General features: G+C 61.6%; 22 protein-coding genes and 1 pseudogene. 8 read left to right on the forward strand and 15 right to left on the reverse strand.

Annotated features, from left to right (window positions below):
- The first annotated feature begins 50 nt into the window (after nt 1-50).
- The 8 genes and pseudogenes from hisI (at nt 51) to AB7M25_RS28355 (ending at nt 5,143) form a co-directional block, all read left to right on the forward strand.
- Nucleotides 51-452: a phosphoribosyl-AMP cyclohydrolase gene (gene hisI / locus AB7M25_RS28320; protein ID WP_108230768.1), complete on the forward strand. Its 402-nt coding sequence runs from the start codon at nt 51-53 to the stop codon at nt 450-452.
- Entirely contained in the window at nt 445-777 is a 333-nt protein-coding gene (locus AB7M25_RS28325) for a phosphoribosyl-ATP diphosphatase (RefSeq protein ID WP_007975564.1), read from the forward strand. The genes hisI and AB7M25_RS28325 overlap by 8 nt, the downstream gene beginning before the upstream one ends.
- A 25-nt stretch (nt 778-802) precedes the next feature.
- The gene (locus tag AB7M25_RS28330; RefSeq protein ID WP_102698555.1) at nt 803-1,075 is read left to right on the forward strand and encodes a twin-arginine translocase TatA/TatE family subunit; all 273 of its coding nucleotides are present in this window, start codon (nt 803-805) and stop codon (nt 1,073-1,075) included.
- Nucleotides 1,076-1,085: 10 nt separating this feature from the next.
- Nucleotides 1,086-1,526: a Sec-independent protein translocase protein TatB gene (gene tatB, locus AB7M25_RS28335; protein ID WP_429382790.1), complete on the forward strand. Its 441-nt coding sequence runs from the start codon at nt 1,086-1,088 to the stop codon at nt 1,524-1,526.
- Nucleotides 1,523-2,317 carry a twin-arginine translocase subunit TatC gene (gene tatC / locus AB7M25_RS28340; RefSeq protein WP_057712372.1) on the forward strand — a complete coding sequence of 265 codons (795 nt, stop codon included), beginning with the start codon at nt 1,523-1,525 and terminating at the stop codon, nt 2,315-2,317. The genes tatB and tatC overlap by 4 nt, the downstream gene beginning before the upstream one ends.
- A complete protein-coding gene (locus AB7M25_RS28345; RefSeq protein WP_015093117.1) occupies nt 2,314-3,021 on the forward strand; it encodes a 16S rRNA (uracil(1498)-N(3))-methyltransferase in 708 nt (235 codons plus the stop codon). The genes tatC and AB7M25_RS28345 overlap by 4 nt, the downstream gene beginning before the upstream one ends.
- 205 nt (nt 3,022-3,226) lie before the next feature.
- Nucleotides 3,227-4,288 (forward strand): annotated as a pseudogene (locus AB7M25_RS28350) (methyl-accepting chemotaxis protein); the annotation flags it as partial.
- 141 nt (nt 4,289-4,429) lie between these two features.
- The gene (locus tag AB7M25_RS28355) at nt 4,430-5,143 is read left to right on the forward strand and encodes a methyl-accepting chemotaxis protein (RefSeq protein WP_429382822.1); all 714 of its coding nucleotides are present in this window, start codon (nt 4,430-4,432) and stop codon (nt 5,141-5,143) included.
- 213 nt (nt 5,144-5,356) lie between these two features.
- On the opposite strand, the gene mdoH is transcribed toward AB7M25_RS28355, so the two are convergent.
- From mdoH to AB7M25_RS28430, 15 genes are all read right to left on the reverse strand, one after another.
- On the reverse strand, nt 5,357-7,927 hold the full coding sequence (gene mdoH / locus AB7M25_RS28360) for a glucans biosynthesis glucosyltransferase MdoH (RefSeq protein WP_104451122.1): 2,571 nt from the start codon (nt 7,925-7,927) through the stop codon (nt 5,357-5,359).
- On the reverse strand, nt 7,920-9,734 hold the full coding sequence (locus AB7M25_RS28365; RefSeq protein WP_429382792.1) for a glucan biosynthesis protein G: 1,815 nt from the start codon (nt 9,732-9,734) through the stop codon (nt 7,920-7,922). The genes mdoH and AB7M25_RS28365 overlap by 8 nt, the downstream gene beginning before the upstream one ends.
- Before the next feature lie 321 nt (nt 9,735-10,055).
- A complete protein-coding gene (gene dtd / locus AB7M25_RS28370; RefSeq protein ID WP_015093112.1) occupies nt 10,056-10,493 on the reverse strand; it encodes a D-aminoacyl-tRNA deacylase in 438 nt (145 codons plus the stop codon).
- Entirely contained in the window at nt 10,490-11,461 is a 972-nt protein-coding gene (gene pip, locus AB7M25_RS28375) for a prolyl aminopeptidase (protein WP_217836944.1), read from the reverse strand. Before pip ends, dtd begins: the two co-directional genes overlap by 4 nt.
- A 104-nt stretch (nt 11,462-11,565) precedes the next feature.
- Nucleotides 11,566-12,471 (reverse strand): alpha/beta hydrolase, encoded by a 906-nt coding sequence (locus AB7M25_RS28380; RefSeq protein ID WP_454238270.1) that lies wholly within the window; start codon nt 12,469-12,471, stop codon nt 11,566-11,568.
- A gap of 152 nt (nt 12,472-12,623) precedes the next feature.
- Nucleotides 12,624-13,571, reverse strand: a complete 948-nt coding sequence (locus AB7M25_RS28385) for a choline ABC transporter substrate-binding protein (protein WP_454238271.1) — start codon at nt 13,569-13,571, stop codon at nt 12,624-12,626.
- A 254-nt stretch (nt 13,572-13,825) separates the two neighbouring features.
- Nucleotides 13,826-14,629, reverse strand: a complete 804-nt coding sequence (hutG, locus tag AB7M25_RS28390; RefSeq protein WP_429517904.1) for an N-formylglutamate deformylase — start codon at nt 14,627-14,629, stop codon at nt 13,826-13,828.
- Between the two features lie 10 nt (nt 14,630-14,639).
- Entirely contained in the window at nt 14,640-15,845 is a 1,206-nt protein-coding gene (gene hutI, locus AB7M25_RS28395; RefSeq protein ID WP_454238272.1) for an imidazolonepropionase, read from the reverse strand.
- 17 nt (nt 15,846-15,862) lie between these two features.
- Nucleotides 15,863-17,272, reverse strand: a complete 1,410-nt coding sequence (locus tag AB7M25_RS28400) for an amino acid permease (protein WP_429382800.1) — start codon at nt 17,270-17,272, stop codon at nt 15,863-15,865.
- A 109-nt stretch (nt 17,273-17,381) separates the two neighbouring features.
- Nucleotides 17,382-18,914: a histidine ammonia-lyase gene (gene hutH / locus AB7M25_RS28405; protein ID WP_218475800.1), complete on the reverse strand. Its 1,533-nt coding sequence runs from the start codon at nt 18,912-18,914 to the stop codon at nt 17,382-17,384.
- 119 nt (nt 18,915-19,033) lie between these two features.
- Complete coding sequence (gene hutH, locus AB7M25_RS28410; protein WP_429382804.1) at nt 19,034-20,557, reverse strand: histidine ammonia-lyase; 1,524 nt, start codon at nt 20,555-20,557, stop codon at nt 19,034-19,036.
- 167 nt (nt 20,558-20,724) lie between these two features.
- A complete protein-coding gene (locus AB7M25_RS28415; protein WP_007975542.1) occupies nt 20,725-21,555 on the reverse strand; it encodes a quaternary amine ABC transporter ATP-binding protein in 831 nt (276 codons plus the stop codon).
- Entirely contained in the window at nt 21,552-22,403 is an 852-nt protein-coding gene (locus tag AB7M25_RS28420; protein WP_103396924.1) for an ABC transporter permease, read from the reverse strand. The genes AB7M25_RS28415 and AB7M25_RS28420 overlap by 4 nt, the downstream gene beginning before the upstream one ends.
- Nucleotides 22,404-22,473: 70 nt before the next feature.
- Nucleotides 22,474-23,442 carry an ABC transporter substrate-binding protein gene (locus AB7M25_RS28425; protein ID WP_104451133.1) on the reverse strand — a complete coding sequence of 323 codons (969 nt, stop codon included), beginning with the start codon at nt 23,440-23,442 and terminating at the stop codon, nt 22,474-22,476.
- A gap of 69 nt (nt 23,443-23,511) precedes the next feature.
- The gene (locus AB7M25_RS28430) at nt 23,512-24,981 is read right to left on the reverse strand and encodes a purine-cytosine permease family protein (protein ID WP_429382807.1); all 1,470 of its coding nucleotides are present in this window, start codon (nt 24,979-24,981) and stop codon (nt 23,512-23,514) included.
- Nucleotides 24,982-25,116: the final 135 nt, after the last annotated feature.

Raw genomic sequence — 25,116 nt, forward strand, 5'->3', positions numbered from 1 at the left:
CAACGTTGAGCCTGACTAATGAAGTGTCGGGCTCGCTGTCGGAGTCGAAGATGAAAAACTGGCTGGACGAGATCAAATGGGATGCCGACGGCCTGGTGCCGGCGATTGCCCAGGACTACAAGACCGGGCGCGTCCTGATGATGGCCTGGATGAACCGCGAAGCACTGGAACTGACGGCGGCCGAAAACCGCGCCATCTACTGGTCGCGCTCGCGTGGCAAGCTGTGGCGCAAGGGCGAAGAGTCCGGCCACGTGCAGACCCTGCATGAGATGCGCCTGGACTGCGACGCCGACGTCATCATCCTGATGGTCGAGCAGATCGGCGACATCGCCTGTCATACCGGCCGCCAGAGCTGCTTCTACCGCGTCTACGAGAACGGCGACTGGACAACGGTCGACCCGGTCCTTAAAGATCCGCATGCCATCTATTGCGCAGGGCACAAACATGAGTGACACACTGACCCGTCTGGCCGAGGTGCTGGAAGAGCGCAAAGGCGCCGCTGCCGACAGCTCGTATGTCGCCAGCCTGTATCACAAGGGTTTGAACAAGATTCTGGAAAAAGTCGGCGAAGAGTCGGTCGAGACCATCATTGCTGCCAAGGACGCCGCCGTCAGCGGCGACTGCAGCGATGTGATCTACGAAACCGCTGATTTGTGGTTCCACAGCATGGTCATGCTCGCCCAATTGGGGCAGCATCCACAGGCTGTACTCGATGAACTGGACCGTCGTTTCGGTCTCTCCGGACACGCCGAGAAAGCCTCGCGCCCGTCCGCCTGAATAACTATTAGAGAGGAGCAGCAGCATGGGCATTTTTGACTGGAAACACTGGATCGTCATCCTGGTTGTCGTGGTACTGGTATTCGGCACCAAGAAACTGAAAAACCTCGGCACTGACGTCGGCGAATCGATCAAGGGCTTCAAGAAAGCCATGAACGACGACGAAAAACCGGCCGACCCGAATGCGACCCCGGCCCAACCGGTTCCACCGGTCCAGCCACAGACCACTGTGAACCAGCCGCACACCATCGACGTGCAGGCACAGAAAGTCGAAGAGCCGATCCGCAAAGACGTGTGAGCGCAGACTAATGTTTGGTATCAGCTTCTCTGAACTGCTGCTCGTCGGCCTCGTTGCCCTGCTGGTGCTGGGTCCCGAGCGCTTGCCGGGCGCTGCGCGCACCGCTGGCCTGTGGGTCGGGCGTCTGAAGCGCAGCTTCAACGCAATCAAACAGGAAGTTGAGCGTGAAATCGGTGCCGACGAGATTCGTCGGCAACTGCACAACGAACACATCCTGTCGCTTGAGCAGGAGGCGCGGAAAATCTTCACACCGACCCAGCAGGAGCCGACGCCGGTTGAGCATGTGGGTGCGCAGACGATTCAAGCGCCTGCCGCTACTGTCGACTCGACACCTGCTCCCGTTGTAGCGCCTGTCGAACCTGCGCCCGTTGTTGCAGCCGCTCCGGTTGAACCCGGTGCGCCTGTTGCGCCGGCCCCTCATGACCCAACACTGCCGCCGCGAGCCCCATGAGCGATCTCCCAGAAAACGACCAGCACATGCCGCTGGTTTCGCACCTCACCGAGTTGCGTACCCGACTGCTGCGCTGCGTAGCGGCGATTTTCATCATCTTCGCCGGCCTGTTTGCCTTTACCCAGCAGATCTATACCTTCGTCTCCACGCCATTGCGTGCGTACCTGCCCGCCGGCGCGACGATGATTGCCACCGACGTGTCGTCGCCGTTCCTGACGCCGCTGAAGCTGACGATGATGGTCTCGCTGTTCCTGGCGATCCCGGTGATCCTGCACCAGATCTGGGGCTTCATCGCCCCCGGCCTGTACAAGCATGAAAAGCGTATTGCCGTGCCCTTGCTGGTCTCCAGCATCTTTCTGTTCTACGCCGGCATGGCCTTCGCCTACTTCCTGGTGTTCCCGCTGATCTTCAAGTTCTTCGCCGCCGCCACCCCGGCCGGTGTGGAAATGATGACCGACATCACCAGCTACCTCGATTTCGTCATGACGCTGTTCTTCGCCTTTGGCGTGGCGTTCGAAATTCCGGTGGCCGTGGTGCTGCTGGTGTGGATCGGCGTGGTCGACGTCAAGTACCTGAAGAAGATCCGCCCGTACGTGATCATCGGCTGCTTCGTGGTCGGCATGATCCTGACGCCGCCGGACATCTTCTCGCAGACCCTGCTGGCCGTGCCGATGTGGCTGTTGTTCGAGATCGGCATCCTGTTCGGCAGCCTGATCAGCAAGCGTGGCGACCATCCGGAAGACCAACCGGCTGACGATCACAACGACCAGCCGCCAGCGACCCAAGCGTGAACCTGCTGCTCCTTGAAGAGGCCGATTTCATTGCGGCCGACCGGGCGATCCTGCGTGATCGCCGGTTGACCCACATGCAGGAAGTCCACCGCTGTGAAGTGGGCGACAGCATGCGCGTCGGGCGGATCGGCGGGCTGATGGGCTCGGCCGAAGTGCTGCGCCTGGACGCCGACGAAGCGGAATTGCGCGTCACCCTGGACCAGCCGCCACCGGCCAAGCTGCCATTGACCCTGGTATTGGCCCTGCCACGCCCCAAGATGCTGCGCAGGGTGTTCCAGACCGTGGCGGCCATGGGAGTGCCACGCATCGTGCTGGTCAACAGCTATCGCGTCGAGAAGAGCTTCTGGCAGACCCCCTTCCTGGAGCCCGAGGCCATTCGCGAGCAATTGATCCTCGGCCTCGAACAGGCCCGGGACAGCGTGCTGCCGGAAGTCGTCATCGAGAAGCGTTTCAAGCCGTTCGTCGAGGACCGTTTGCCGGCGATCACCGACGGCACCCTCGGCCTGGTGGGGCATCCCGGCAATTACCCGCCCTGCCCTCGCGCACTCAGCGAACCGGTGACCCTGGCCATCGGCCCCGAGGGTGGCTGGATTCCCTACGAGATCGACCTGCTCGGCAAATCCGGCCTGCAACCGGTGCAACTGGGCGAGCGCATCCTGCGCGTCGAAACCGCCGTAACCGCGCTGCTGGCCCGCCTTTTCTAATCCCGGACACAATTCCCTGTGGGAGCGGGCTTGCTCGCGAAGGCGGTGTATCAGTCGGCATTGAAGTGACTGACACTCCGCTTTCGCGAGCAAGCCCGCTCCCACAAGTCATCATCCGTCCGTACATCGGGCAGCGCCTACAGATTCAGGTTCCCCTGCCGATACAGCCCCCATAAAACCAAATTGTGGTCCGGGGAGATTCAGCATGTACCAATGGCTAGCCGAGAATCTGGGAAACGTCAGCGTCAAACGCAAACTGGGGATCGGCTTCGGTCTGGTGCTGTTACTGACCCTGCTGATCACCTTCACCGGCTGGAGCGGCCTGAGCGGCGTCACCAGCCGTGGCGATAAACTGGGTTTTATCGCCAGCCTCAACGACCTGACCAAGGACCTGCGCATTGCACGCCTGGATTACGAGATGCGTCGCGGTGAACAAGGCCCCGGCATCGTCAACGATCTGCTGGGCAAACTCGAAAGCGGCCTGCAGACCGCCCGCGGCCTGATCGAACAACCGGCTGACACGGCCATGGTCGATCAACAACTGGCCGCTGTCGCCGAATACCGTCGTGCCTTCAACGACATGACCCAAGCGGGTGCCCAGCGTGAAGATGCCCGCAGCAAACTCGGCGCCACCGCCGACAACGCCGTGGCCCGCGTCGCCGAAGTGGAAAAATCCATGCTGCAAGGTGACAGCGTCGCAGCATTCAATAACGTGATCGACCTGAGCAAACTGATCCAGCAGGCGCGCTTCCAGGTTCGCGGCTACACCTACAGCGGCAAGAGCGAAGCCGAACAGCCAGCCCTCGACGCGATCGACAACGCCCTGAAGAACCTCCAGAGCCTGCCAGCCAAACTGCCTGAAGAGCACATCGCCAACCTGCAACAGGCGACTGATTCACTGAAGGCCTACCGCACCGCTGTCAGCCAGTTCCGCGACTCCCAGGTGGCCAGCGCCAAGGCCCTGGTACGCATGTCCGCCCAAGGCGACATCCTGCTGGACATGAGCCAGAAACTCACCGTCTCGCAAACCGTCGTGCGTGACAGCGAGGCCGCCCATGCCAAGAACATGCTGACCCTCGCCACCGTTCTGGCCATCGCCTTCGGCCTGCTGGCTGCCTGGGCAATCACCCGGCAGATCATCATTCCGCTGAACCAGACCCTGGCCGTCGCTGAACGCGTTGCCAGCGGCGACCTGACCCACAACCTGACGTCGCAGCGGCGCGACGAACTCGGCCAGTTGCAGCGCGCCATGCAGAGCATGACCCAGGGCCTGCGCGAACTGATCGGCGGCATCAGCGATGGCGTCACGCAGATCGCCAGCGCCGCTGAAGAGCTGTCCGCGGTCACCGAGCAGACCAGCGCCGGGGTCAACAGCCAGAAAGTCGAGACCGATCAGGTCGCCACCGCCATGAATGAAATGGCCGCCACCGTGCAGGAAGTGGCGCGCAACGCCGAAGAAGCCTCAGAAGCCGCCGTCGCCGCCGACCAGCAGGCCCGTGAGGGCGACAAAGTGGTGGGCGAAGCCATCGCCCAGATCGAGCGCCTGGCCGCGGAAGTCGGCCACTCCACCGAGGCCATGGGCGAACTCAAGCGCGAAAGCGACAAGATCGGCAGCGTGCTCGATGTGATCAAGTCCGTGGCCCAGCAAACCAACCTGCTGGCGCTCAACGCCGCGATTGAAGCCGCCCGAGCCGGTGAAGCCGGACGTGGGTTTGCCGTGGTCGCAGACGAAGTCCGCAGCCTGGCCCAGCGCACCCAGAAATCCACCGAAGAGATCGAAGAGCTGATCGTCGGCCTGCAAAGCGGCACGCAGCAAGTGGCGACCATCATGGACAACAGCCGCACCCTGACCGACAGCAGTGTCGAACTGACCCGCCGCGCCGGTGGCTCACTGGAAAGCATCACTCGCACCGTCTCGGCGATTCAGGCGATGAACCAGCAGATCGCCGCTGCCGCCGAACAGCAAAGCGCCGTAGCCGAAGAGATCAACCGCAGCGTGCTGAATGTGCGGGATGTGTCGGATCAGACCTCGGCAGCCAGTGAAGAAACCGCAGCCTCCAGCGTTGAGCTGGCACGACTGGGGACGCATTTGCAGATGCTGGTGGGCAAGTTCAAGGTTTGAGGTGATCTGCATACCTCGGTTCACTCAGGACCGAGGTGATGCCTTCGCGGGCAAGCCCGCTCCCACAGGTATTTCGGTGTTCACACAATGTGTGCCTCACCCTGAACCCTGTGGGAGCGGGCTTGCCCGCGAAAGCGTTCGACCAGACACTGCCGTTACAGCCCAAGAACAGACTTCAAGCCATAAAAAAACCCGCTTTCGCGGGTTTTTTTATCATGCCAACTGAGGCTGTTCGCTCATCGGCTTGAGCGGCAGCAACGGTGCATGGGGGTCGGCCTGGACCGACTTGCGCCATGCGCCCAGCCACTCGGCATGCCCTTCGCTCCAGACCTGCTCGTGCAAGCGGGCCAAGGCTACCGGGTCGCTCAACAACTGCACTCGCTCGTTGTTGGTCAGGCCTTCAGGACCTACCTTCATCGCGTGCCGCACCCGCTCGATCCGCAACCACTCAATCGGCTCAGCCTGATTGTGCCGCGAGGTCGCCAGCGAGCACGCCAGGGCGTTCTGCTGTGGATCGACCACCGAACGGACGAAGCCGTCGTTCAGCGCGTGCCAGCGGTTTTCATGGGTGTACTGGTCGGTCGCCAGCAAGGCCTGCGGCGGATTGTATTCCTCGGGAATCAGGAACAGGCTCTCGTCGCGGGACTTCAGGCCCAGGCCGACGCGACTGGAGATCACCGACACCGGAATCGACAGCATCAACGAACCGACGATCGGCACCAGCCACCACAGGAAGCTCGGGTTCAGCCAGATCACCAGCATGGCCCAGAAGAAGCCCAGCAGGGTTTGCGGACCGTGGCGCTTGATCGCTTCGCTCCACGGCGTGGAGTCGTCGTCACGCTGCGGCGAGTTCCAGGTCGCGGCCCAGCCGAGGAACGCGGCGAGGACGAAACGGGTGTGGAAGATCATCCGCACCGGTGCCAGCAGCATGGAGAACAGCATCTCCAGCAGCATCGACAGGGTCACCTTGAACTTGCCGCCGAACTCTTTCGCGCCCTTGGCCCAGATCAGGATGATGCTCAGCAGCTTCGGCAGGAACAGCAGCACGATGGTGGTCGAGAACAGCGCAATCGCCTTGTCCGGGTGCCATTGTGGCCACAGCGGATAGAGTTGGCGCGGCTCAAGGAAGTACTGCGGCTCCATCAGCGTGTTGACCGCCAGCAGCGCGGTCGACAGCACCAGGAAGAAGAACCACAACGGCGCCGACAGGTAAGACATCACGCCGGTCAGGAACACCGCGCGGTGCACCGGGTGCATGCCTTTTACCAGGAACAGGCGGAAGTTCATCAGGTTGCCGTGGCACCAGCGACGGTCACGCTTGAGTTCGTCCAGCAGGTTCGGCGGCAGTTCTTCATAGCTGCCCGGCAAGTCGTAGGCAATCCACACGCCCCAACCGGCACGGCGCATCAGCGCGGCTTCAACGAAGTCGTGGGACAGGATCGAGCCGGAGAACGCGCCTTTACCGGGCAACGGCGCCAGGGCGCAGTGGTCGATGAACGGCTTCATGCGGATGATCGCGTTGTGACCCCAGTAGTGCGACTCGCCCAGTTGCCAGAAGTGCAGGCCGGCGGTGAACAGCGGACCATACACGCGAGTGGCGAACTGCTGCATGCGCGCATACAGGGTGTCCATGCCCGACGCACGTGGCGCGGTCTGGATGATCCCGGCATCCGGCGTGGCTTCCATCAGGCGTACCAGACTGGTCAGGCACTCACCGCTCATCACCGAGTCGGCATCGAGTACGACCATGTACTTGTAGTCACCGCCCCAGCGACGGCAGAAGTCGTCGAGGTTGCCGCTCTTGCGTTTTACGCGACGACGACGGCGGCGATAGAAGATCTTGCCGAAGCCACCGGCTTCGCGGCAGACGTCCAGCCAGGCCTGTTGCTCGGCCACACAGATATCGGCGTCGTTACTGTCGCTGAGGACGAAGAAATCGAAGCGGTCCAGGTCACCCGTGGCCGCGACCGACTCGAAGGTTGCCCGCAGGCCGGCGAATACCCGAGGCACGTCTTCGTTGCAGATCGGCATCACCAGGGCGGTGCGCGCATCCTTTGGAATCGGCTCGTTACCGGCACTTTTACCGGAGATACGGTATTTATCATGGCCGGTCAGCAATTCGAGGAAGCCCATCAGGGCGGTCCAGAAACCGGCCGATACCCAGCAGAACAGAATCCCGAACAGGATCAGGATGCTGGTCTGCAAGGCGTACGGCAGCACTTGCGTGGCGGTTTGCAGCAGCGGTTGGTGCAGCACTTCGTTGAGGTCGACGAACGACCAGCCCTGGTACGGCATGATGCCTTTCATGTACCAGCCGGCCACGATGGTCTGGCCGAGCATCAGCAGCAACAGAATGTAGCGACGGATCGAACCGACGGTCCGCCAGCGCGCAGCCGGTAGCACACGTTCGTCCTTCGGCGGCTTCGGCGGGTTGGTACGACCGGTCATCCGCCGCCAGCCACGCACCAGAATGTTGGTGCGCCACGGCTCCGGCACGACCTTGGTCCGCCGGATCGGCGGGGTCGCCTTGAGGCAGACCCGGCCGTTGGCGTCGAGCACCAGCATTTCCGCGTCCTGCAGCTCTTCGGCGGTGCTCAGGGTCAGGCGTTTGCCGACCGAAGCCTGGGCGGCTTCGGTCGGGGCGTCGAACGTCGAAGACGACAGGCGTTCGTGCAATTCGCTGAAAGACTGGCAGCCCGCGAGTTCCGCGCGCTGCTCGTCGGTCATCGGCAGATGCGCCAGATACTCGGAAAGAGTTTCTGGCCGTACTTGAGAGTTACTCATCGGCAGGCAACTGATAGCTCCAGGTCTCGGTCAGGACTTCTTCAGTCGGGGCCGATTCCGGTGTGGCTGGGGCCGCGTCGGCAGCAACAGGCTGCTTGGCGTCTTTATTGGCCTTGTCCTTGGCGTCTGCAACAGGCTTCGCTTCAGCCTGCTTGGCCTCCGCTTGCTTGGCTTCCTTGTCCGCTTTCTCTTGTTGCTTGGCGGCAACCTTGTCGGCCTTGGCAACCGACGAGCTGGACGACGGAATCGAGGTCTTGGCCAGGTCCGCCGGCACGATGTTCTGTACCAGCGCGGCGCGCATCTCGGTAGCCTTGCCCGGATCCTTGATCTTCATCCGCAGGGTCAGGCGCCAGCCCTTGGTTTCAGGGTTGTAGCGCACGCTGTTTTCCACCAGCTCGGCGTTGTCGCCGACGCTGACCTGGCTGCGAACTTCGGTATCGGCCGGCAACGCCGCCAGGGACGGACCTTCGAAGTCCACCAGATAGGCAACACTGCCATCGGGCTGACGAATCAGGTTGGACTGCTTGACGTCACCGGTCGAACGCAGGGTCTGCTTGACCCAGGCGCTGTCCGGCGCGTGAATCGCCGCTTCGTCCATGGTCCAGTGCATACGATAAGCGACATCGAGCGGCTGACCAGGTTCCGGCAATTTTTCCGGGTTCCAGAAGGCCACGATGTTGTCGTTGGTTTCGTCGGCAGTCGGAATCTCGACCAGGTCGACGGTGCCCTTGCCCCAGTCACCCTTCGGCTCGATCCAGGCGCTTGGACGCTTGTCGTAGCGGTCGTCGAGGTCTTCGTAGTGGCTGAAGTCGCGGCCACGTTGCAGCAGACCGAAGCCGCGCGGGTTTTCCACGCTGAAGTTGCTCACGGCAAGGTGTTTCGGGTTGTTCAGCGGACGCCAGATCCACTCGCCGTTGCCGGCATGGATCGCCAGGCCGCTGGAGTCGTGCAGTTCGCGGCGGTAGTTCAGTACTTTCGACGGCTGGTTGGCGCCGAACAGGAACATGCTGGTCAACGGGGCAATGCCCAGTTTGCCGACCTTGTCGCGCAGGAACATCTGCGCCTTGACGTCGACGATGGTGTCGCTGCCCGGACGCAGGGTCAGGCGATAGGCACCGGTGGCACGCGGAGAGTCCAGCAGGGCGAAGATCACCAGGTGCTTGTCGCCCGGCTTGGGCTGTTGAATCCAGAATTCGCGAAAACGCGGGAATTCTTCACCGGACGGCAAGGCGGTATCGATGGCCATGCCGCGAGCGGACAAGCCATAGACGTGGCCCTTGCCGACGACGCGGAAGTAGCTCGCGCCGAGCATGGTCATGATTTCGTCTTGCTTGTCGGCCTTGTTGATCGGGTACAGCACACGGAAACCGGCATAACCCAGCTGTTCGGTGGCCTTCGGATCGAACTGCATATCGCCGAAGTCGAAACGACTCGGGTCGTATTTGATCTCTTCGACGGTGTTCGCGGTGATTTCGTTGATTTTCACCGGCGTATCGAAATGCATGCCCTGGTGATAGAAGGACAGCTTGAACGGCGTCTTCTGATCCGCCCATTCGGCTTTTTCCGTCAGAAAACGAATTTTCTGATAGTCCGCGAACTTCATGTCGCGGAACTCGTTCGGCAGGTTACTGCGCGGCGCTTCGTATTTCTGCGCGGCCAGCTCTTTTGCCTTGGCCGATACATCGTCCAGACTGAATGCCCAAAGCTGGCCGGCGCTGAGCAGGCAGAGCAGTGCAGAGCCCACTACCAGGGCGCTGCGTAACCGTTTGGCAGACAATTTTGGTGCGTTACAGGGACTAACAATCACGAGCAACCCTCGCCGAAAACAGATCAAAAAACCAACGGCCAGTTAAAGGGTCTGCACGGTGTACGGTATGAAAAAACCGCCCTTGCAAACCACTCTTGCCAAGTTGGCGAGCATTGTTCCGACTCCGCTGGGGCGAAATGATTCCCCAATCGGATCCAGACAAGTCTCTACCTAAGTCAAAATGGACCAACGAACGCTGATCCCCGTAGCGCGCGATTATCTAGTAGGCCGCGTTACAACGCATCAGGGGTAACAAAGTATTTATCGCGATAAAGCCCTGTTTTCAGTCGAAATGAGCTTAAAAACTTGTTTCAAGCGCTTTCAGGTCTGTAACAGGAAGGTTACCGGGCCATCATTGACCAGGTGCACCTGCATATCCGCGCCGAATCTACCTGATGCCACAGTGCCATGCACCTGTTTCGCTTTGCTTAATAGATAGTCGAACAACTCCTCACCCAGGGCCGGAGGGGCCGCAGTCGAGAAACCCGGACGCAGCCCGCTTCGGGTATCGGCAGCCAGGGTGAACTGAGAGACCAGCAGCAGCCCGCCGCCCACATCCGCCAGGGATAGATTCATCTTGCCCTCAGCGTCACTGAACACCCGATAGTTAAGCAGCTTATTAAGAAGTTTGTCGGCGCTGGCCCGCGTATCGTCTGGCTCAACGGCCACCAGGACCAGCAATCCCTGATCAACGGCACCTACAACTTCGCCGGCAACTTCGACTCGCGCGCCACGCACCCGTTGCAGCAGGCCCTTCATGCCTCGTCAGGCGCCAGGTCGAGCAGACGCCGGGCCATCTGATCGGCGGCGCGGACCAGCGCGTCGGTGATGCCCGGTTCGGAAGCCGCATGACCGGCATCGCGGATGACCTGCAGTTCGCTGTTCGGCCAGGCTTGATGCAATTCCCAGGCGTTATCCAGCGGGCAGATCACGTCATAGCGGCCATGGATGATCACGCCGGGCAAATGGGCGATCTTGCCCATGTCGCGAATCAACTGGTTCGGTTCCAGGAAGGCGTGGTTGCTGAAGTAGTGGCATTCGATGCGGGCAATCGACAAGGCACGCTGTGGCTCGGAGAAGCGATCGACCACCAGCGGGTTCGGACGCAGGGTCGCCGTACGGCCCTCCCAGGTTGACCAGGCCTTGGCCGCGTGCATCTGGGCAATCTGGTCGTTGCCGACCAGACGCTTGTGGAATGCGGTAAGCAAGTCATCACGCTCATCCAGCGGGATCGGCGCGATGTAGTCCTGCCAGTAATCGGGGAACAGACGGCTCGCACCAGCCTGGTAGAACCATTCGATTTCCTGCGGACGGCAAAGAAAGATACCGCGCAGGATCAGACCGTGTACCCGCTCGGGATGGGTTTGCGCGTAGGCCAGCGCCAGGGTCGAACCCCAGGAGCCGCCAAACAGCACCCATTTGTCGATGCCCAGGTGCTGGCGAATTCGCTCAAGGTCGGCGACCAGATCCCAGGTGGTGTTGTTTTCCAGGCTGGCGTGGGGGGTGGAGCGACCACAGCCGCGCTGGTCGAAAGTGACAATGCGATACAGGTTGGGATCGAAGAAGCAACGACTCTGGGCATCACATCCGGCACCGGGGCCGCCGTGGATGAACACCACCGGTAAACCTTCCGGTGAACCGCTTTCGTCGACATACAGCGTGTGGGTCTCGTCGACGGCCAGATCGTGCCGGGCGTAGGGTTTGATCTGCGGGTACAAAGTCTGCATTGCGCACTCCGTAAGGGGTCGAGGTCATCCCTGGGGGGACTTCTATTATTCTGCCGTCCGGCATCATAAACCCGAATTACGTCAATGAGCATGCCCGTGCGGAGTCAGAGTTTTGCCGCCAGGTATCCGAACAGGGTCTGGTACAGCTCGTCGACCTCGGCCACCTGCCCGCGGGCCCGCAAACAGCCATGAACCAGGCCCTCGCCGACATACAGCGTGGCAGCCCCGCCCGCAGCGTTCAGTCGCTCGGCATAGCGCACGCCGTCATCACGCAACGGGTCGAACTGTGCCACGGCGATCCAGGCCGGTGGCAATCCCCTGAAATCCGTGGCAAGCAATGGCATGGCGTAGGCGCTCGGATGTCGGGTGCCCCGCAGGTAAAGGGCGTGATAGCAATCGACGTCACTGCTGCTGAGTAACGGCGCGTCGACGCACTCACTGCGCGATGGCAGCCGGTGATCGCCGCCCAACCCCGGATAGATCAGAACCTGCGCACACGGCAGCGGCTCGCCGGCATCGCGCAATGCCAGGCACAACGCGGCTGCGAGATTGCCACCGGCACTGTCACCGGCCACCAGCATGCGCTCCGGATCGAGTTGAAACGGCCCGGTGCGCAGCGCTCGCCAGACCTTCAGGCAATCATCGAACGCAGCGGGAAACGGATGCTCCGGTGCCCGGCGATAATCAACGGCGATCACCAGCACACCGAGAGCCGATGCCAATTCGGCGCAGATGAAATCGTGGGAGTCCAGGTCCCCCACCACCCAGCCGCCGCCATGCAGGTAAACGATGCACGACGTACCGCTGACAGGGGGCTGATAGGAACGGACAGCAACGCCGGACAACACGAAGTCGACCACATACAACCCGGCCGGACGTGCCGGAGTAAACGCCCGGCACATCTCGCTGTAGGCCTGGCGCAATCCGGCGAGACTGCTGTCGGTGCTGTTGAAACTGACGGTTTTCTCGACGAATGCCGTCATCTGCCTGGAAAGCGGGTAAGAAGCCATGAGCCGGGTGCCCGTTCAGAGGTATGTGTGGCGCCCACCCCTTGTAGGAGCGAGCTTGCTCGCGATGATCGTCAACGATAACGCGGTAAGCCTGATATCCCGCGGCGCTCTCAGGTTTATCGCGAGCAAGCTCGCTCCTACAGGTTTTGGGGTCAGTTCTTCAGGCTGGACTGAACCGTCGCCACGCCGTCCTTGCCATCGAAACTGCTGACACCCGCCAGCCAGCGCTGCAGGTCCTCGGGATGTTCGCGCAGCCATTTTCTGGCCACATCCTGAGCCGTTTGGCGCTCCATGATCGGTACCATCAACTGGCTTTCCTGGGCAGCGGTGAACGTCAGGTTCTCCAGCAACCGATTGATGTTCGGGCAGCGCTCGGCGTAATCCGGGGCGGTGACGGTGGATACGGTCGCCGCACCTTCGTTCGGCCCGTACACGTCTTCGCTGCCGGTCAGGTAGTCGATCTTCATGTTGATGTTCATCGGGTGCGGGGTCCAGCCGACGAATACCACGAACTCCTTGCGATTCACCGCCCGCTGCACGGCCGCCAGCATCCCGGCCTCTCCGGACTCGATCAGTTTGAAGTCCTTCAGGCCGAAGTGATTGGTCTCGATCATCGTCTTGATCGTGGTGTTGGCACCGCTGCCCGGCTCGATGCCGTAGATCTTGCCGCCGAGCTGGTCTTTGAACCTGGCGATGTCGGCGAAGGTTTTCAGGCCCGCAGCCGCGACGTAGTCAGGCACAGCGAGAGTCGCCTGGGCATCGGCCAGGCTCGGTTTGTCCATGACCTTGACCTGATTGGCAGCCACGAAGGGTGCGATGTTTTTATCCATCGCCGGTTTCCAGTAACCGAGGAAGATGTCGAGGCGCTTGTCGCGGATGCCGGCAAAGATGATTTGCTGCACGGCGCTGGTTTGCTTGCTTTCGTAGCCCAGACCGTTGAGCAGCACATCGGCCATGCCGCTGGTGGCGATCACGTCGGTCCAGTTGACCACGCCCATGCGCACGGTCTTGCAGGAGGGATCGTCAGCGGCCAGGACGCTGGTGCTCAGGAGAGCGGTGCCGCAGAGGATTGAGAGACAGCGGGCGAACAGTCTTTTCATCAGGATGATCTCGTGCGGCAGCGGATTATTGTCGGGCCGGTGTCTTTGTGCACCGTGGCCAGAACAATACGCAGCAGACGAGCGGTAAAAGCGACCTGTGGCGACCGTGTTTTGCACGGTGGCGACTAGCAGCCTGGCCTGTAGGAGCGAGCTTGCTCGCGATGGAGGACAACGATGACGCGGGCTGTCTGAATGCACACGTTGACCTGACGTTTTTCGCGAGCAAGCTCGCTCCTACAGAGACTGCACCAGCCTTAATGGCCGTAGTGCTTCTCGCCCCAGGCCAACAAGCCTTGCAGCAACTCCTTCAACACCACCTGCGTCGGCTCCGCCAGGTCGGCGCGATAACGGAACGGCTCGAACTCTTCCATGTACGTGCACTGCCCGAGTTCCAGCTGCACAGCATGGATGTTCTCGCTCGGATTGCCGTAATGGCGGGTGATGTGACCGCCCTTGAAGCGTCCGTTCAGCACATGGGTGTAATTGTCGTGGCGCGCGCAGATCGCTTCCAGCTGACTGGCCAACTGTGGATCGCAACTGGCGCCATTGAAGGTGCCGAGGTTGAAGTCCGGCAGCTTGCCGTCGAACAGGTGCGGGATGATCGAGCGGATCGAGTGCGCGTCGAACAGCAGCGCGTAGCCGAACTCGGCCTTCAGTCGCGCCAGTTCCTGCTGCAGGGTGCTGTGGTACGGCGTCCAGATCTGTTCCAGATAGGTTGCGCGCTCCTCTTTCGAAGGCTCCAGCCCTTCACGGAATAACGGGATACCGTCGAACAGCGTCGCCGGGTACAGGCCCGTGGTGGCGCCGACGTACAAAGGTTTGTCGTCGGACGGCCGGTTCAGGTCGATGACGAAGCGCGAGTATTCGGCGGCCAGGGTGCTGGCGCCCAGTTCAGCGGCGAAGTCATACAACTGCGGAATGTGCCAGTCGGTGTCCGGCAGGCTTTTCGCGTCGGGGATCAATCCAGCCTCGACCGCAGGCGTCAGACGTACGCCAGCGTGAGGCATGCTGATCAGCAGCGGTACGCGGCCTTGTTTGAAATTAAGTACCTTATCCACAACGGCTCTCCTACAAATGTGTCTCGACGCCGTGGCGCACGACGCGTTTTTCGAGGTCGCCGCCCAGCCAGTACGACAGGTCGGCCGGACGATCGATTTGCCAGGCGACGAAATCCGCGACCTTGCCGGCCTCCAGCGAACCGTGGGTATCGGCCATGCCCAGCGCGGTAGCGGCGTGAATCGTGGCACCCGCCAAGGCTTCTTCCGGGGTCATGCGGAAGCAGGTGCAGGCCATGTTCAGCATCAGGCGCAACGACAGTCCCGGTGAGGTGCCCGGGTTGAGGTCGCTGGCGATGGCGATTTTCACGCCGTGCTTGCGCAGGGCATCCATCGGCGGCAATTGGGTTTCGCGCAGGAAGTAAAAGGCCCCGGGCAACAACACCGCGACGGTACCGGACTCAGCCATGGCGATGGCGTCGTCTTCGGTCATGAACTCCAGGTGATCGGCGGACAACGCGTGGTAACGCGCCGCCAGGCTCGAGCCGTGCAGCGAGGACAATTGCTCGGCGTGCAGCTTCACCGGCAAGCCCAGTGCCCGGGCGGTGATGAATACGCGCTCGACCTGCGCTGGCGAGAACGCCAGGTATTCACAGAATGCATCCACCGCGTCGACCAGCCCTTCGGCCGCCAGGGCCGGGAGCATGTCAGCGCAGATGTGATCGATGTAGTCGTCGGCGCGATCGGTGTATTCCGGCGGCAAGGCGTGAGCGGCCAGACAAGTGCTGCGCACGCTGACGGGCAATTCGGCACCGAGGCGACGGGCCACGCGCAGCATCTTGCGCTCGTTGGCCAGGTCCAGGCCGTAGCCGGACTTGATTTCGATGCTGGTGACGCCATCGCGCATCAGGCTTTTCAGGCGCTTGGCGGCACTGGCGAACAGTTCGTCTTCGCTGGCCGCGCGGGTGGCGCGCACGGTGCTGGCGATGCCACCACCGCTGGCGGCGATTTCCGCGTAGCTGACGCCTTGCAGGCGCTTTTCGAATTCACCGCTGCGGTTACCGCCGAACACCGTGTGGGTGTGGCAGTCGATCAGTCCCGGGGTGACCCAGGCGCCTTCAAGATCGTTGACGGCCGGGTAATCCCCCGCCGGCAGTTCAGCGCGCGGGCCGATCCACTCAATGAGCGCGCCTGACGTCACGATGGCCGCATCCTCGATGATCGAGTAGACGCCTTGCGCCATGGTTGCGACGTGACAGTGTTGCCAGAGCGTTTTCATCCTTGGCCTCCGTTAGGTTATCGATGAGAAAAAGTCGGGTCCGGTGTCACCAGGGCTGCCTGGCCCGCCGCCGGTTTCACCCAGGTCAGGTAGGCCAGCACCAGCAGCACGATCCACACCACGCCGACTATCAAGGCCGCCTGGGTGTCCGGGAAGTAGCCCAACACGCCAAAGACGAACAGCATGAAGGCAATCGCCGCTATCGGTGCATAGGGCCAGAACGGTACCGGGAATTTCAATTGTGCGACCTGCTCAGCGTTCATGGAACGACGCATGGCCACCTGGGTAAACAGGATCATCAGCCAGACCCAAACCGTGGCAAAGGTCGCGATGGAGGCGATCAGCAGAAACACGTTTTCCGGGATCAGGTAGTTCAGCAACACGCCCAGCAACAGCGCGGCGCTCATCACCACAACGGTCATCCATGGCACGCCGTTGCGCGACAACCGCGCGAAGCCCTTGGGTGCGTGGCCCTGCTGAGCCAGGCCGTACATCATGCGGCCAGCACCGAAGATGTCACTGTTGATGGCCGAAATCGCCGCCGAGATCACCACGATATTGAGGATGGTCGCCGCCGAGCTGATGCCCAGATTGTCGAAAATCTGCACGAACGGGCTGCCCTGGCTGCCGATCTGCTGCCATGGAAAGATCGACATCAGCACCAGCATCGTCAGGACGTAGAACAACAGGATGCGCAACGGCACGGCATTGATCGCCCGGGGCAGCACATGCTGCGGGTCTTTGGCTTCACCGGCGGTCACACCGATGATTTCAATCCCGCCGAACGCGAACATCACCACCGCGAACGAAGCGATCAGACCGCCCACGCCATTGGGCATGAAGCCGCCATGGCTCCAGAGATTGCTGATGTCGGTCGCCTGGGCGCCGGGCGCCGTGCTGATGCCGAACAACATGATGCCGAAGCCACCCAGGATCATCGCGACAATGGCCCCGACCTTGAGCAGCGACAGCCAGAACTCCATTTCACCGAAGACCTTGACGTTGCACAGGTTCAGGCCGCCTACCACCGAGACGATGCCCAGCACCCAGATCCAGCGGGAAACCTCCGGGAACCAGAAGCCCATGTAGATACCGAATGCCGTGACGTCGGCCATGCCGACGATGACCATTTCGAATGCGTAGGTCCAACCGAGGATGAAGCCCGCCATCGGCCCGAGATAGGTGCTGGCGTACTGGCCGAAAGAGCCGGCCACCGGATTGTGCACCGCCATCTCACCGAGGGCGCGCATGACCATGAACACCGCCGCGCCACCAATCAGGTACGCGAGCAGCACCGCAGGCCCGGCCATTTGAATGGCCGAGGCAGAACCGTAAAACAGCCCGGTGCCGATTGCCGACCCCAGCGCCATGAAGCGAATATGTCGGGCAGAGAGCCCGCGTTTCAAACCCTTTGCTGGCTGTTGCATTGCTCGTCCTTAATTATTGTTATTCGACGCAAAATCGAATCGCTGGCAAGCCAGCTCCTACAGGTTCAACGCGATCCATGTGGGAGCGGGCTTGCTCGCGAAGGGGCCATCACAGGCTCGGCAGCAACTTCGCAGAAACCAGCTCGTTCAGGCAGCGCGAAGCCAACAACTCGGTCGCAGCATTGATGTCCGGCGCGAAGAAGCGGTCCTTCTCATAGAACGGCACTTCGTTACGCAGGATGGCGCGGGCCTTTTCCAGCTTCGGCGAAGTCTTCAGGCCGTTGCGCAGGTCCAGGCCCTGAGCCGCGGCCAGCCATTCTACGGCGAGAATCCCGCGAGTGTTCTCGGCCATTTCCCACAGACGCTTGCCGGCCGCCGGCGCCATCGACACGTGGTCTTCCTGGTTGGCGGAAGTCGGCAGGCTGTCCACCGAGTGCGGATGGGACAGCGCCTTGTTTTCGCTGGCCAGTGCCGCGGCGGTCACCTGGGCGATCATGAAGCCGGAGTTCACGCCGCCGTTGGCCACCAGGAACGGCGGCAGTTGCGACATGTGCTTGTCCATCATCAGCGAGATGCGGCGTTCGCTCAGCGAGCCGATTTCAGCGATGGCCAGGGCCATGTTGTCGGCGGCCATGGCCACCGGTTCGGCGTGGAAGTTGCCGCCGGAGATCACGTCACCTTCTGCGGCGAACACCAGCGGGTTGTCGGATACGGCGTTGGCTTCGATGGCCAGCACTTCGGCGGCCTGACGGAACTGGGTCAAGCAGGCGCCCATGACTTGCGGCTGGCAACGCAGGGAGTACGGGTCCTGGACCTTCTCGCAGTTCTCGTGGGAGTCGGAGACTTCGCTGCGCTCGCCCAGCAGATCGCGATAGGCCGCCGCCGCGTCGATCTGGCCTTTCTGGCCACGGGCCGCGTGGATGCGGGCGTCGAACGGCGAGCGCGAGCCCAGTACCGCTTCAACGGTGAGGCCGCCCAGTGCCAGGGCACCGGCGAACAGGTCTTCACCTTCGAACAGGCCACGCAGGGCAAACGCGGTGGACACCTGAGTGCCGTTGAGCAGCGCCAGGCCTTCTTTCGCGGCCAGGGTCAGCGGGGTCAGGCCGGCGACTTTCAGCGCTTCGGTGGCTTCCATCCACTCGCCTTTGTAGCGTGCCTTGCCTTCGCCCAGCAGCACCAGCGACATGTGGGCCAGAGGCGCGAGGTCACCGGAAGCACCGACCGAACCTTTCAGTGGAATGTGCGGGTACACCTCGGCGTTGATCAGGGCGATCAGCGCGTCGATCACCACGCGGCGGATGCCGGAGAAACCACGGCTCAGGCTGTTGACCTTGAGCACCATGATCAGGCGCACCAGTTCATCGCTGATCGGCTGGCCGACACCAGCGGCGTGGGACAGCACCAGCGAGCGCTGCAGGTTTTCCAGGTCTTCGCTGGCGATGCGGGTCGACGCCAGCAGGCCGAAACCGGTGTTGATGCCGTAGGCGGTGCGGTTCTCGGCGAGGATCTGCTCCACGCAGGCCACGCTGGCTTCGATCTGGGCTGCAGCGCTGTGGTCGAGGGTCAGTTTGACCGGTTGCTGATAGACATCACGCAGTTGGGCGAGGCTCAGTTGGCCGGGAATCAAATTAAGCGCAGTCATGTTCATTCTCCTTTTGAGAGCTTGTTATTAACTACCAGACGCTCCGGAAATATCCGTTGTCCGTCGCTTCCCCCTTCTTGAGGGGGCTGGCGCCTTGGCACGCTGGTCTTGTTTGGAAATCAGTTCAAATTCGGTAAGGTTTTTTGCAGCAAAACAGGGTCTTTCAGAATGTCGGCAGCGGCAGCAATGTCCGGCGCCAGCCAGCGATCCTGGTCATAGGCAGGAACGTGCTCACGCAGCAGACGCCAAGCGGCATCGGTGCCCGCGCCGAAGCGTTGTTCTTTCAAGAATTCAAACGCCTGGGCCGCCAACAGGTACTCGATGGCGAGGATCTGCGTGCAGTTTTCCAGGGCGCGATGCAGCTTCAGCGCGGCGTTGGTGCCCAGGCTCAGGTGATCTTCCTGCAGACCGGAAGTCACGTAGTTATCCAGCACCGCCGGTTGCGCCAGCTGACGGTTTTCCGCACACAGGGAAGCGGCCACGTATTGCACGATCATCATCCCGGAGTTCACCCCCGGGTTGGCCACCAGGAACGCTGGCAAGCCGCTGACGTGCGGGTTGATCAAGCGGTCCAGGCGACGTTCGGCAATGGAGCCGATTTCCGCCATGGCAATCGCCAGCAGGTCCGCGGCCATGGCCACGGACTGGCCGTGGGGGTTGGCCTGGGACACCACGCGATAGTTGTCCGCAGTGCCCAGCACCAGTGGGTTGTCGGTGGCGCCGTTGAGTTCGGTTTCGATCTGTCGGGTCGCGTGCACCAGTTGATCGCGCGCAGCGCCGTGCACTTGCGGGATAGAGCGAATGCTCAGGGCATCTTGCGTGCGAATGCCTTTGCTCTGGGCAATCACTTCGCTGCCGTCGAGCAAGGCGCGCAGGTTGATCCCGACCTGTTGCATGCCAGGGTGCGGCTTGAGCGCGATGATCTCGGCATCGAACGCGTCGATCTGCCCGCGCTGGGCTTCGAAGCTCATGGCGCCGATCACGTCGGCCCACTCCAGCAGGCGCGTAGCGTCGGCAATGGCCAGGCAGCTCAGGCCGGTCATGCACGGCGTGCCGTTGACCAGGCACAAACCGTCCTTGGCGCCGAGCTTGACCGGTTGCAGGCCTTCTTCGGCCAGCGCCTGTTGCGCGGCAACGATCTGCCCGCGATAGCTGACATTGCCCACGCCCAACAGCGCGATGCCGATGTGGGCCATGTGGGTCAGGTAGCCCACGGAACCCTGGGACGGCACCTGCGGGGTGATGCCGCGGTTGAGCAGCGCCAGCAGCGCTTCGACGACCTGACGGTGCAGGCCGGATTTGCCGTGGCTGTAGTTGACGATGGCGGCACACATGATCGAACGGGTCTGCTCGTCGGCCAGTGGTGCACCAACGCCGCAGGCATGGCTGAGCAAGGTATTGCGCGACAATTGGCTGAGTTGCTCGTCCTGCAGCGAGACGTTGCACAGCGCGCCCAGGCCGGTGTTGATGCCGTAGGCACGTTCGCCGCTGGTGACGATGCGCTGGACGATGGCCTGGGCGTTTTCGATGCGCGCCCAGATCGGCGCCGACAGCTCAAGCTGCGCGCCATGACGAGCGACGGCGACCACATCCTGCCAGGTCACCTGCGCTTCGGTGATAACGATTTTTTCAGCCCGGGACATCTTCAACCTCTGCGTACAACCTGAATATTGATACAGCTTCACTGACGCCTTCGCGGGCAAGCCCGCTCCCACAGTGGTTGCTGGTGTAATCAAAACTGGTGTTCGACACCGATCCTTGTGAGAGCGGGCTTGCCCGCGAAGGGGCCGGCCCAGCTACCACAACTCTCTCAGACCACCGCCGCCCGACGCTGCACAAAGCGGTCAACATACTCATCCGCCGGCGAGTGCAGGATCTCTCTCGGGGTGCCGACCTGGATCAGGCGGCCGTCCTTGAGGATCGCGATGCGGTTGCCGATGCGCACGGCCTCGTCGAGGTCGTGGGTGATGAAGACGATGGTCTTGTGCAGGGTCTTTTGCAGTTCCAGCAACTGGTCCTGCATCTCCGCACGAATCAGCGGATCGAGGGCACTGAAGGCTTCGTCCATCAGGATGATGTCGGTGTCCGCCGCCAAGGCGCGGGCCAGGCCCACACGCTGGCGCATGCCGCCGGAAAGCTGATGCGGGTATTTGTTTTCGTAGCCCTTGAGGCCCACGGTGTTGATCCAGTGCAGCGCACGCTCGGCGCACATGGCTTTGCTTTCGCCACGGATTTTCAAGCCGTAGGCGACGTTGTCCAGCACGCTCTTGTGCGGCAACAGGCCGAAGCTCTGGAACACCATGCTGATCTTGCGCCGGCGAAACTCGCGCAGGGCTTCCATGTCGTATTGCAGGATGTCCACGCCGTCCACCAGGATCGCGCCGCTGGTCGGATCGATCAGGCGGTTGAAGTGGCGTACCAGAGTCGACTTGCCGGAACCCGACAGGCCCATGATCACGAAAATCTCGCCGCTGCCGATGCTCAGCGACAGGTCGTTCACGCCGACCACGCAGCCGGTTTCGGCCAGCACCTGATCCTTGGTCTTGCCCTGGCCGACCATGGCCAGCGCGTCCTTGGCACGGTTGCCGAAAATCTTGAAGACGTTTTTGACTTCGATCTTGCTCACGGTTGCGTTGTTCATTTGCTCACCTCATGCCGTGCACGACCGTACGCCTGAGTAATGCGGTCGATCACCACAGCCAGAATCACGATCGCCAGACCGGCTTCGAGGCCACGTCCGACGTTCAGGGTCTGAATCCCCACCAGCACGTCTTCACCCAGGCCACGGGCACCGATCATCGAGGCGATCACTACCATCGACAGGGCCATCATGGTGGTCTGGTTGATGCCCGCCATGATGCTCGGCAGGGCCAGCGGCAGTTGCACGCCGAACAGTTGCTGCCAGCGGTTGGCACCGAAGGCGTTGATCGCTTCCATCACTTCGCCGTCGACCTGGCGAATGCCCAGATCGGTGAGGCGGATCAGCGGTGGCGCGGCGTAGATCACGGTGGCGAAAATCGCCGGGACCTTGCCCAGGCCGAACAGCATCAGCACCGGGATCAGGTACACGAAGCTCGGCATGGTCTGCATGATGTCCAGCAACGGCATCAGCACCGAACGCAGGCGATTGCTGCGTGCCGAGAGAATGCCCAGCGGAATGCCGATCAACACCGAAATGATCGTCGCCACCATCATCAGCGCCAGGGTCTGCATCAGCTTGTCCCAGAGGCCGACCGCACCCACCAGGAACAGCAGGCCGACGATTACCGCCGTGGTCACGACTTTACGGGTAGCGTGCCAGGCCACGCCCGCCACGATCGCCAGCATCAGCCACCAGGGCGCTGCACGCAGCAGGCTTTCAAGATTGACGATGGCCCACAACAGCGTATCGGAGATGTGCCGGAACACGTCGCCGTAGTTGGTGACCAGCGAATCGACCCAACCGTTGACCCAGTCGGCGATGGAAAAGGTAAAGCTTTCGGGAAACATAAGAGACTCTCAATCAAGGGGTTGCGATCAAGCGTCCGACTGCCGTTGCCGACAGCCGGAGAAGCCCAACCTACAAGGCCGCGTCGATTTTCTTGGCTGCGTCTTCGCTCACCCACGCGTGCCAGACTTCAGGATGTTCCTTCAAGAAGATCTTGGCCAGTTTTGGCGACTCGATCCGCTCTTTGGTCATGCGTCCCAGGTTCTGGTTCAGCAGGTCGATCGGCACGTTGACCTTTTCCAGCACGGCCACCAGTTCCGGGGCTTCGTCGTGGAAGGTCTTGGACAGGCCGACCTTGATGGTCACGGTCTTGTTCACGCCTGGTTTTTCTTCGAGTTTCACCACGTCGACCTGGCCCATCAGCGGGGTTGGCGACCAGTAGTAGAACAGGATCGGCTCGCCACGCTTGTAGCTCGACAGCACGGCGGCATCCAGCGCCGGGCCGGTGCCTGGGCGGAAGTTGGTGTAGGTGCTTTCCAGGCCATAGCTCTTCAGCATTTCGCTGTTGTCCAGCTCACAGGTCCAACCGGCCGGGCAGTTGTAGAAACGCCCCTTGGACGGTTCTTCGGCGTCCTTGAAGATCGCCGAGTATTTGCCCAGGTCAGCAATGTTCTTCAGGTCCGGCGCCTTGGCTTCCAGCTTGCGCTTGGCGTCGCCTTCGATCACGTAGCGCGGCACGTACCAGCCTTCGATCGCACCCACCACCGGCGCGCCGACACCGACGACCTTGCCGGCCTTCTCAGCCTTGTTCCAGACTTCGCTGCGGCCGACCCATTCTTCGGCAAACACTTGAATATCGTTGCTGCTCAAGGCGTTTTCCATGGTGATGGAGTTGCCCGGCAGGCTGTCGGTCTTGCAGTCGTAGCCTTTCTCCAACACGACTTGCATCACGTCGGTCAGCAGCATGGCGCTTTCCCAGTTCAAGCCGGCGAATTTCACCGGTTTGCCCGACTCGCACCAGCCCGCCGCCTGAGTGGCGCCAGCGCTGGCCAGCAGGCCCATGGAAAGCAATGTGGTCAGCAGGGTCTTGTTCGATTTCATTGTTGTGACGCTCCTAATCATGAATTGGCTTACGGCAGTCAAGAGGCATCCAGCCCTGTCCACGTCCAATCAGGCCTGCGCCGCAGCGCGACCGACATTCAGCTTTTGTTCGGTGATCGCGTCCTGCTCGACCGGCAGGATCAAACGATCAGGCACTGTGCCGTGCCATTTTTTCGCACACAGGTAATACAGGACTGCGGGAATCACCAGACCGATGATCCAGGAAATATCCACATCACCCAGGGCCGCCACCAGCGGACCGGTATAGAACTTGGTGGAGATGAACGGCAGCTGCACCAACACGCCGAACACATAGACGCTGATACCGAGAAGGTTCCAACGACCGTAGCGACCTTTCGGATCGGCCAGCGCCGGCACGTCATAGCGCTCGCGAGTGATGCAGTAGTAGTCCACCAGGTTGATCGCACTCCATGGCGTGAAGAACGCCAGCAAGAACAGGATGAACGACTTGAACGCACCGAGGAACGAGTGCTGACCGAGCAACGCCATCAGGGTCGCGGCACCGACGATGACCAGCACGAAGACCAGACGCTGCAAGCGCGTGACTTTCAGGTCACCACGGAAACCGCTGATGATGGTCGCGATGCACATGAAGCTGCCGTAGGAGTTCAGCGTGGAAATGGTGACCTTGCCGAACGCGATGCTGAAGTACAGCAGCGCAGCGGTGGCACCGGTCCCGCCCAGACCCACGATGTACGCCACTTCGTGGCCGGCGAATTGCCCGTTGGCCGAAGCGGCAGCGAACACACCAAGGACCATCGCCACCTGTGCACCAATGACCGAACCTGCGCCAGCGGCAAAAAAAGTTTTCACCGAGGAAACCTTGCTCGGCAGGTAGCGAGAATAGTCAGCCACATACGGGCCGAAGGCGATCTGCCAGGACGCCGCGAGCGACACGGCGAGCAGGAAGCTGCTCCAGCTGAAGTGACGGATCTGCAACAGAGCGCCAACGTCAACCTGACTCATCAGACGGCTGAACAGATAAACGAAGGCAATCACGCCAATGACACTGGCAACACGGCCGATCCAATGGATCACTCGATAACCGAGCACCGTGACCAGCACGATGACACTGGCGAAAAGAAGGATACCGACGGTGTCGCTAACGCCAAACAACTGGCCCAGCGCCTGGCCGGAAAGCACGGTTCCGGTTGCGGTGAAACCGAGGTACATCAAGCACACCAGCACGATTGGGATGGCCGCGCCGTACACGCCGAACTGCACACGGCTGGAGATCATCTGCGGCAAGCCAAGCTTGGGGCCTTGTGCGGCATGCAGCGCCATGACGCCGCCGCCGAGCAGTTGACCGATCAACAGACCGATCAACGACCAGAACACATCACCGCCCAGCACCACGGCCAAAGCCCCGGTGACAATCGCGGTGATCTGCAGGTTGGCACCCATCCACAGGGTGAACTGGCTAAACAGACGACCGTGTCTTTCCGCTTCCGGGATGTAGTCGATCGAGCGTTTCTCGATCAACGGTTTGTTGCCTGCACGTTCGTCAGTGACAGCCATGGTTCAACCTCTGTGGATTGTTATTCTGGGTTGGGACAACCCCTGTAGGAGCCGGCTTGCTGGCGATGGCGGTTTGCCTGACACCTTGCGGTGTCTGAATCGCCAGCAAGCCGGCTCCTACAGGTTTTTTTGCGT

This window comes from Pseudomonas sp. AP3_22 TE3818 (assembly GCF_053628995.1).

Excerpts from the sequence above, each read along its gene's own strand:
- hisI (WP_108230768.1), top strand. The coding sequence starts at position 51 with ATGAAAAACTGGCTGGACGAGATCAAATGGGATGCCGACGGCCTGGTG.
- AB7M25_RS28355 (WP_429382822.1), top strand. The coding sequence starts at position 4,430 with ATGAATGAAATGGCCGCCACCGTGCAGGAAGTGGCGCGCAACGCCGAA.
- AB7M25_RS28425 (WP_104451133.1), bottom strand. The coding sequence starts at position 23,442 with ATGAAATCGAACAAGACCCTGCTGACCACATTGCTTTCCATGGGCCTG.
- dtd (WP_015093112.1), bottom strand. The coding sequence starts at position 10,493 with ATGAAGGGCCTGCTGCAACGGGTGCGTGGCGCGCGAGTCGAAGTTGCC.
- AB7M25_RS28420 (WP_103396924.1), bottom strand. The coding sequence starts at position 22,403 with ATGTTTCCCGAAAGCTTTACCTTTTCCATCGCCGACTGGGTCAACGGT.
- AB7M25_RS28415 (WP_007975542.1), bottom strand. The coding sequence starts at position 21,555 with ATGAACAACGCAACCGTGAGCAAGATCGAAGTCAAAAACGTCTTCAAG.
- hutH (WP_429382804.1), bottom strand. The coding sequence starts at position 20,557 with ATGTCCCGGGCTGAAAAAATCGTTATCACCGAAGCGCAGGTGACCTGG.
- AB7M25_RS28430 (WP_429382807.1), bottom strand. The coding sequence starts at position 24,981 with ATGGCTGTCACTGACGAACGTGCAGGCAACAAACCGTTGATCGAGAAA.
- AB7M25_RS28385 (WP_454238271.1), bottom strand. The coding sequence starts at position 13,571 with ATGAAAAGACTGTTCGCCCGCTGTCTCTCAATCCTCTGCGGCACCGCT.
- tatB (WP_429382790.1), top strand. The coding sequence starts at position 1,086 with ATGTTTGGTATCAGCTTCTCTGAACTGCTGCTCGTCGGCCTCGTTGCC.
- mdoH (WP_104451122.1), bottom strand. The coding sequence starts at position 7,927 with ATGAGTAACTCTCAAGTACGGCCAGAAACTCTTTCCGAGTATCTGGCG.
- hutI (WP_454238272.1), bottom strand. The coding sequence starts at position 15,845 with ATGAAAACGCTCTGGCAACACTGTCACGTCGCAACCATGGCGCAAGGC.
- AB7M25_RS28400 (WP_429382800.1), bottom strand. The coding sequence starts at position 17,272 with ATGCAACAGCCAGCAAAGGGTTTGAAACGCGGGCTCTCTGCCCGACAT.
- pip (WP_217836944.1), bottom strand. The coding sequence starts at position 11,461 with ATGCAGACTTTGTACCCGCAGATCAAACCCTACGCCCGGCACGATCTG.
- tatC (WP_057712372.1), top strand. The coding sequence starts at position 1,523 with ATGAGCGATCTCCCAGAAAACGACCAGCACATGCCGCTGGTTTCGCAC.
- hutH (WP_218475800.1), bottom strand. The coding sequence starts at position 18,914 with ATGACTGCGCTTAATTTGATTCCCGGCCAACTGAGCCTCGCCCAACTG.
- AB7M25_RS28380 (WP_454238270.1), bottom strand. The coding sequence starts at position 12,471 with ATGGCTTCTTACCCGCTTTCCAGGCAGATGACGGCATTCGTCGAGAAA.
- AB7M25_RS28330 (WP_102698555.1), top strand. The coding sequence starts at position 803 with ATGGGCATTTTTGACTGGAAACACTGGATCGTCATCCTGGTTGTCGTG.
- AB7M25_RS28325 (WP_007975564.1), top strand. The coding sequence starts at position 445 with ATGAGTGACACACTGACCCGTCTGGCCGAGGTGCTGGAAGAGCGCAAA.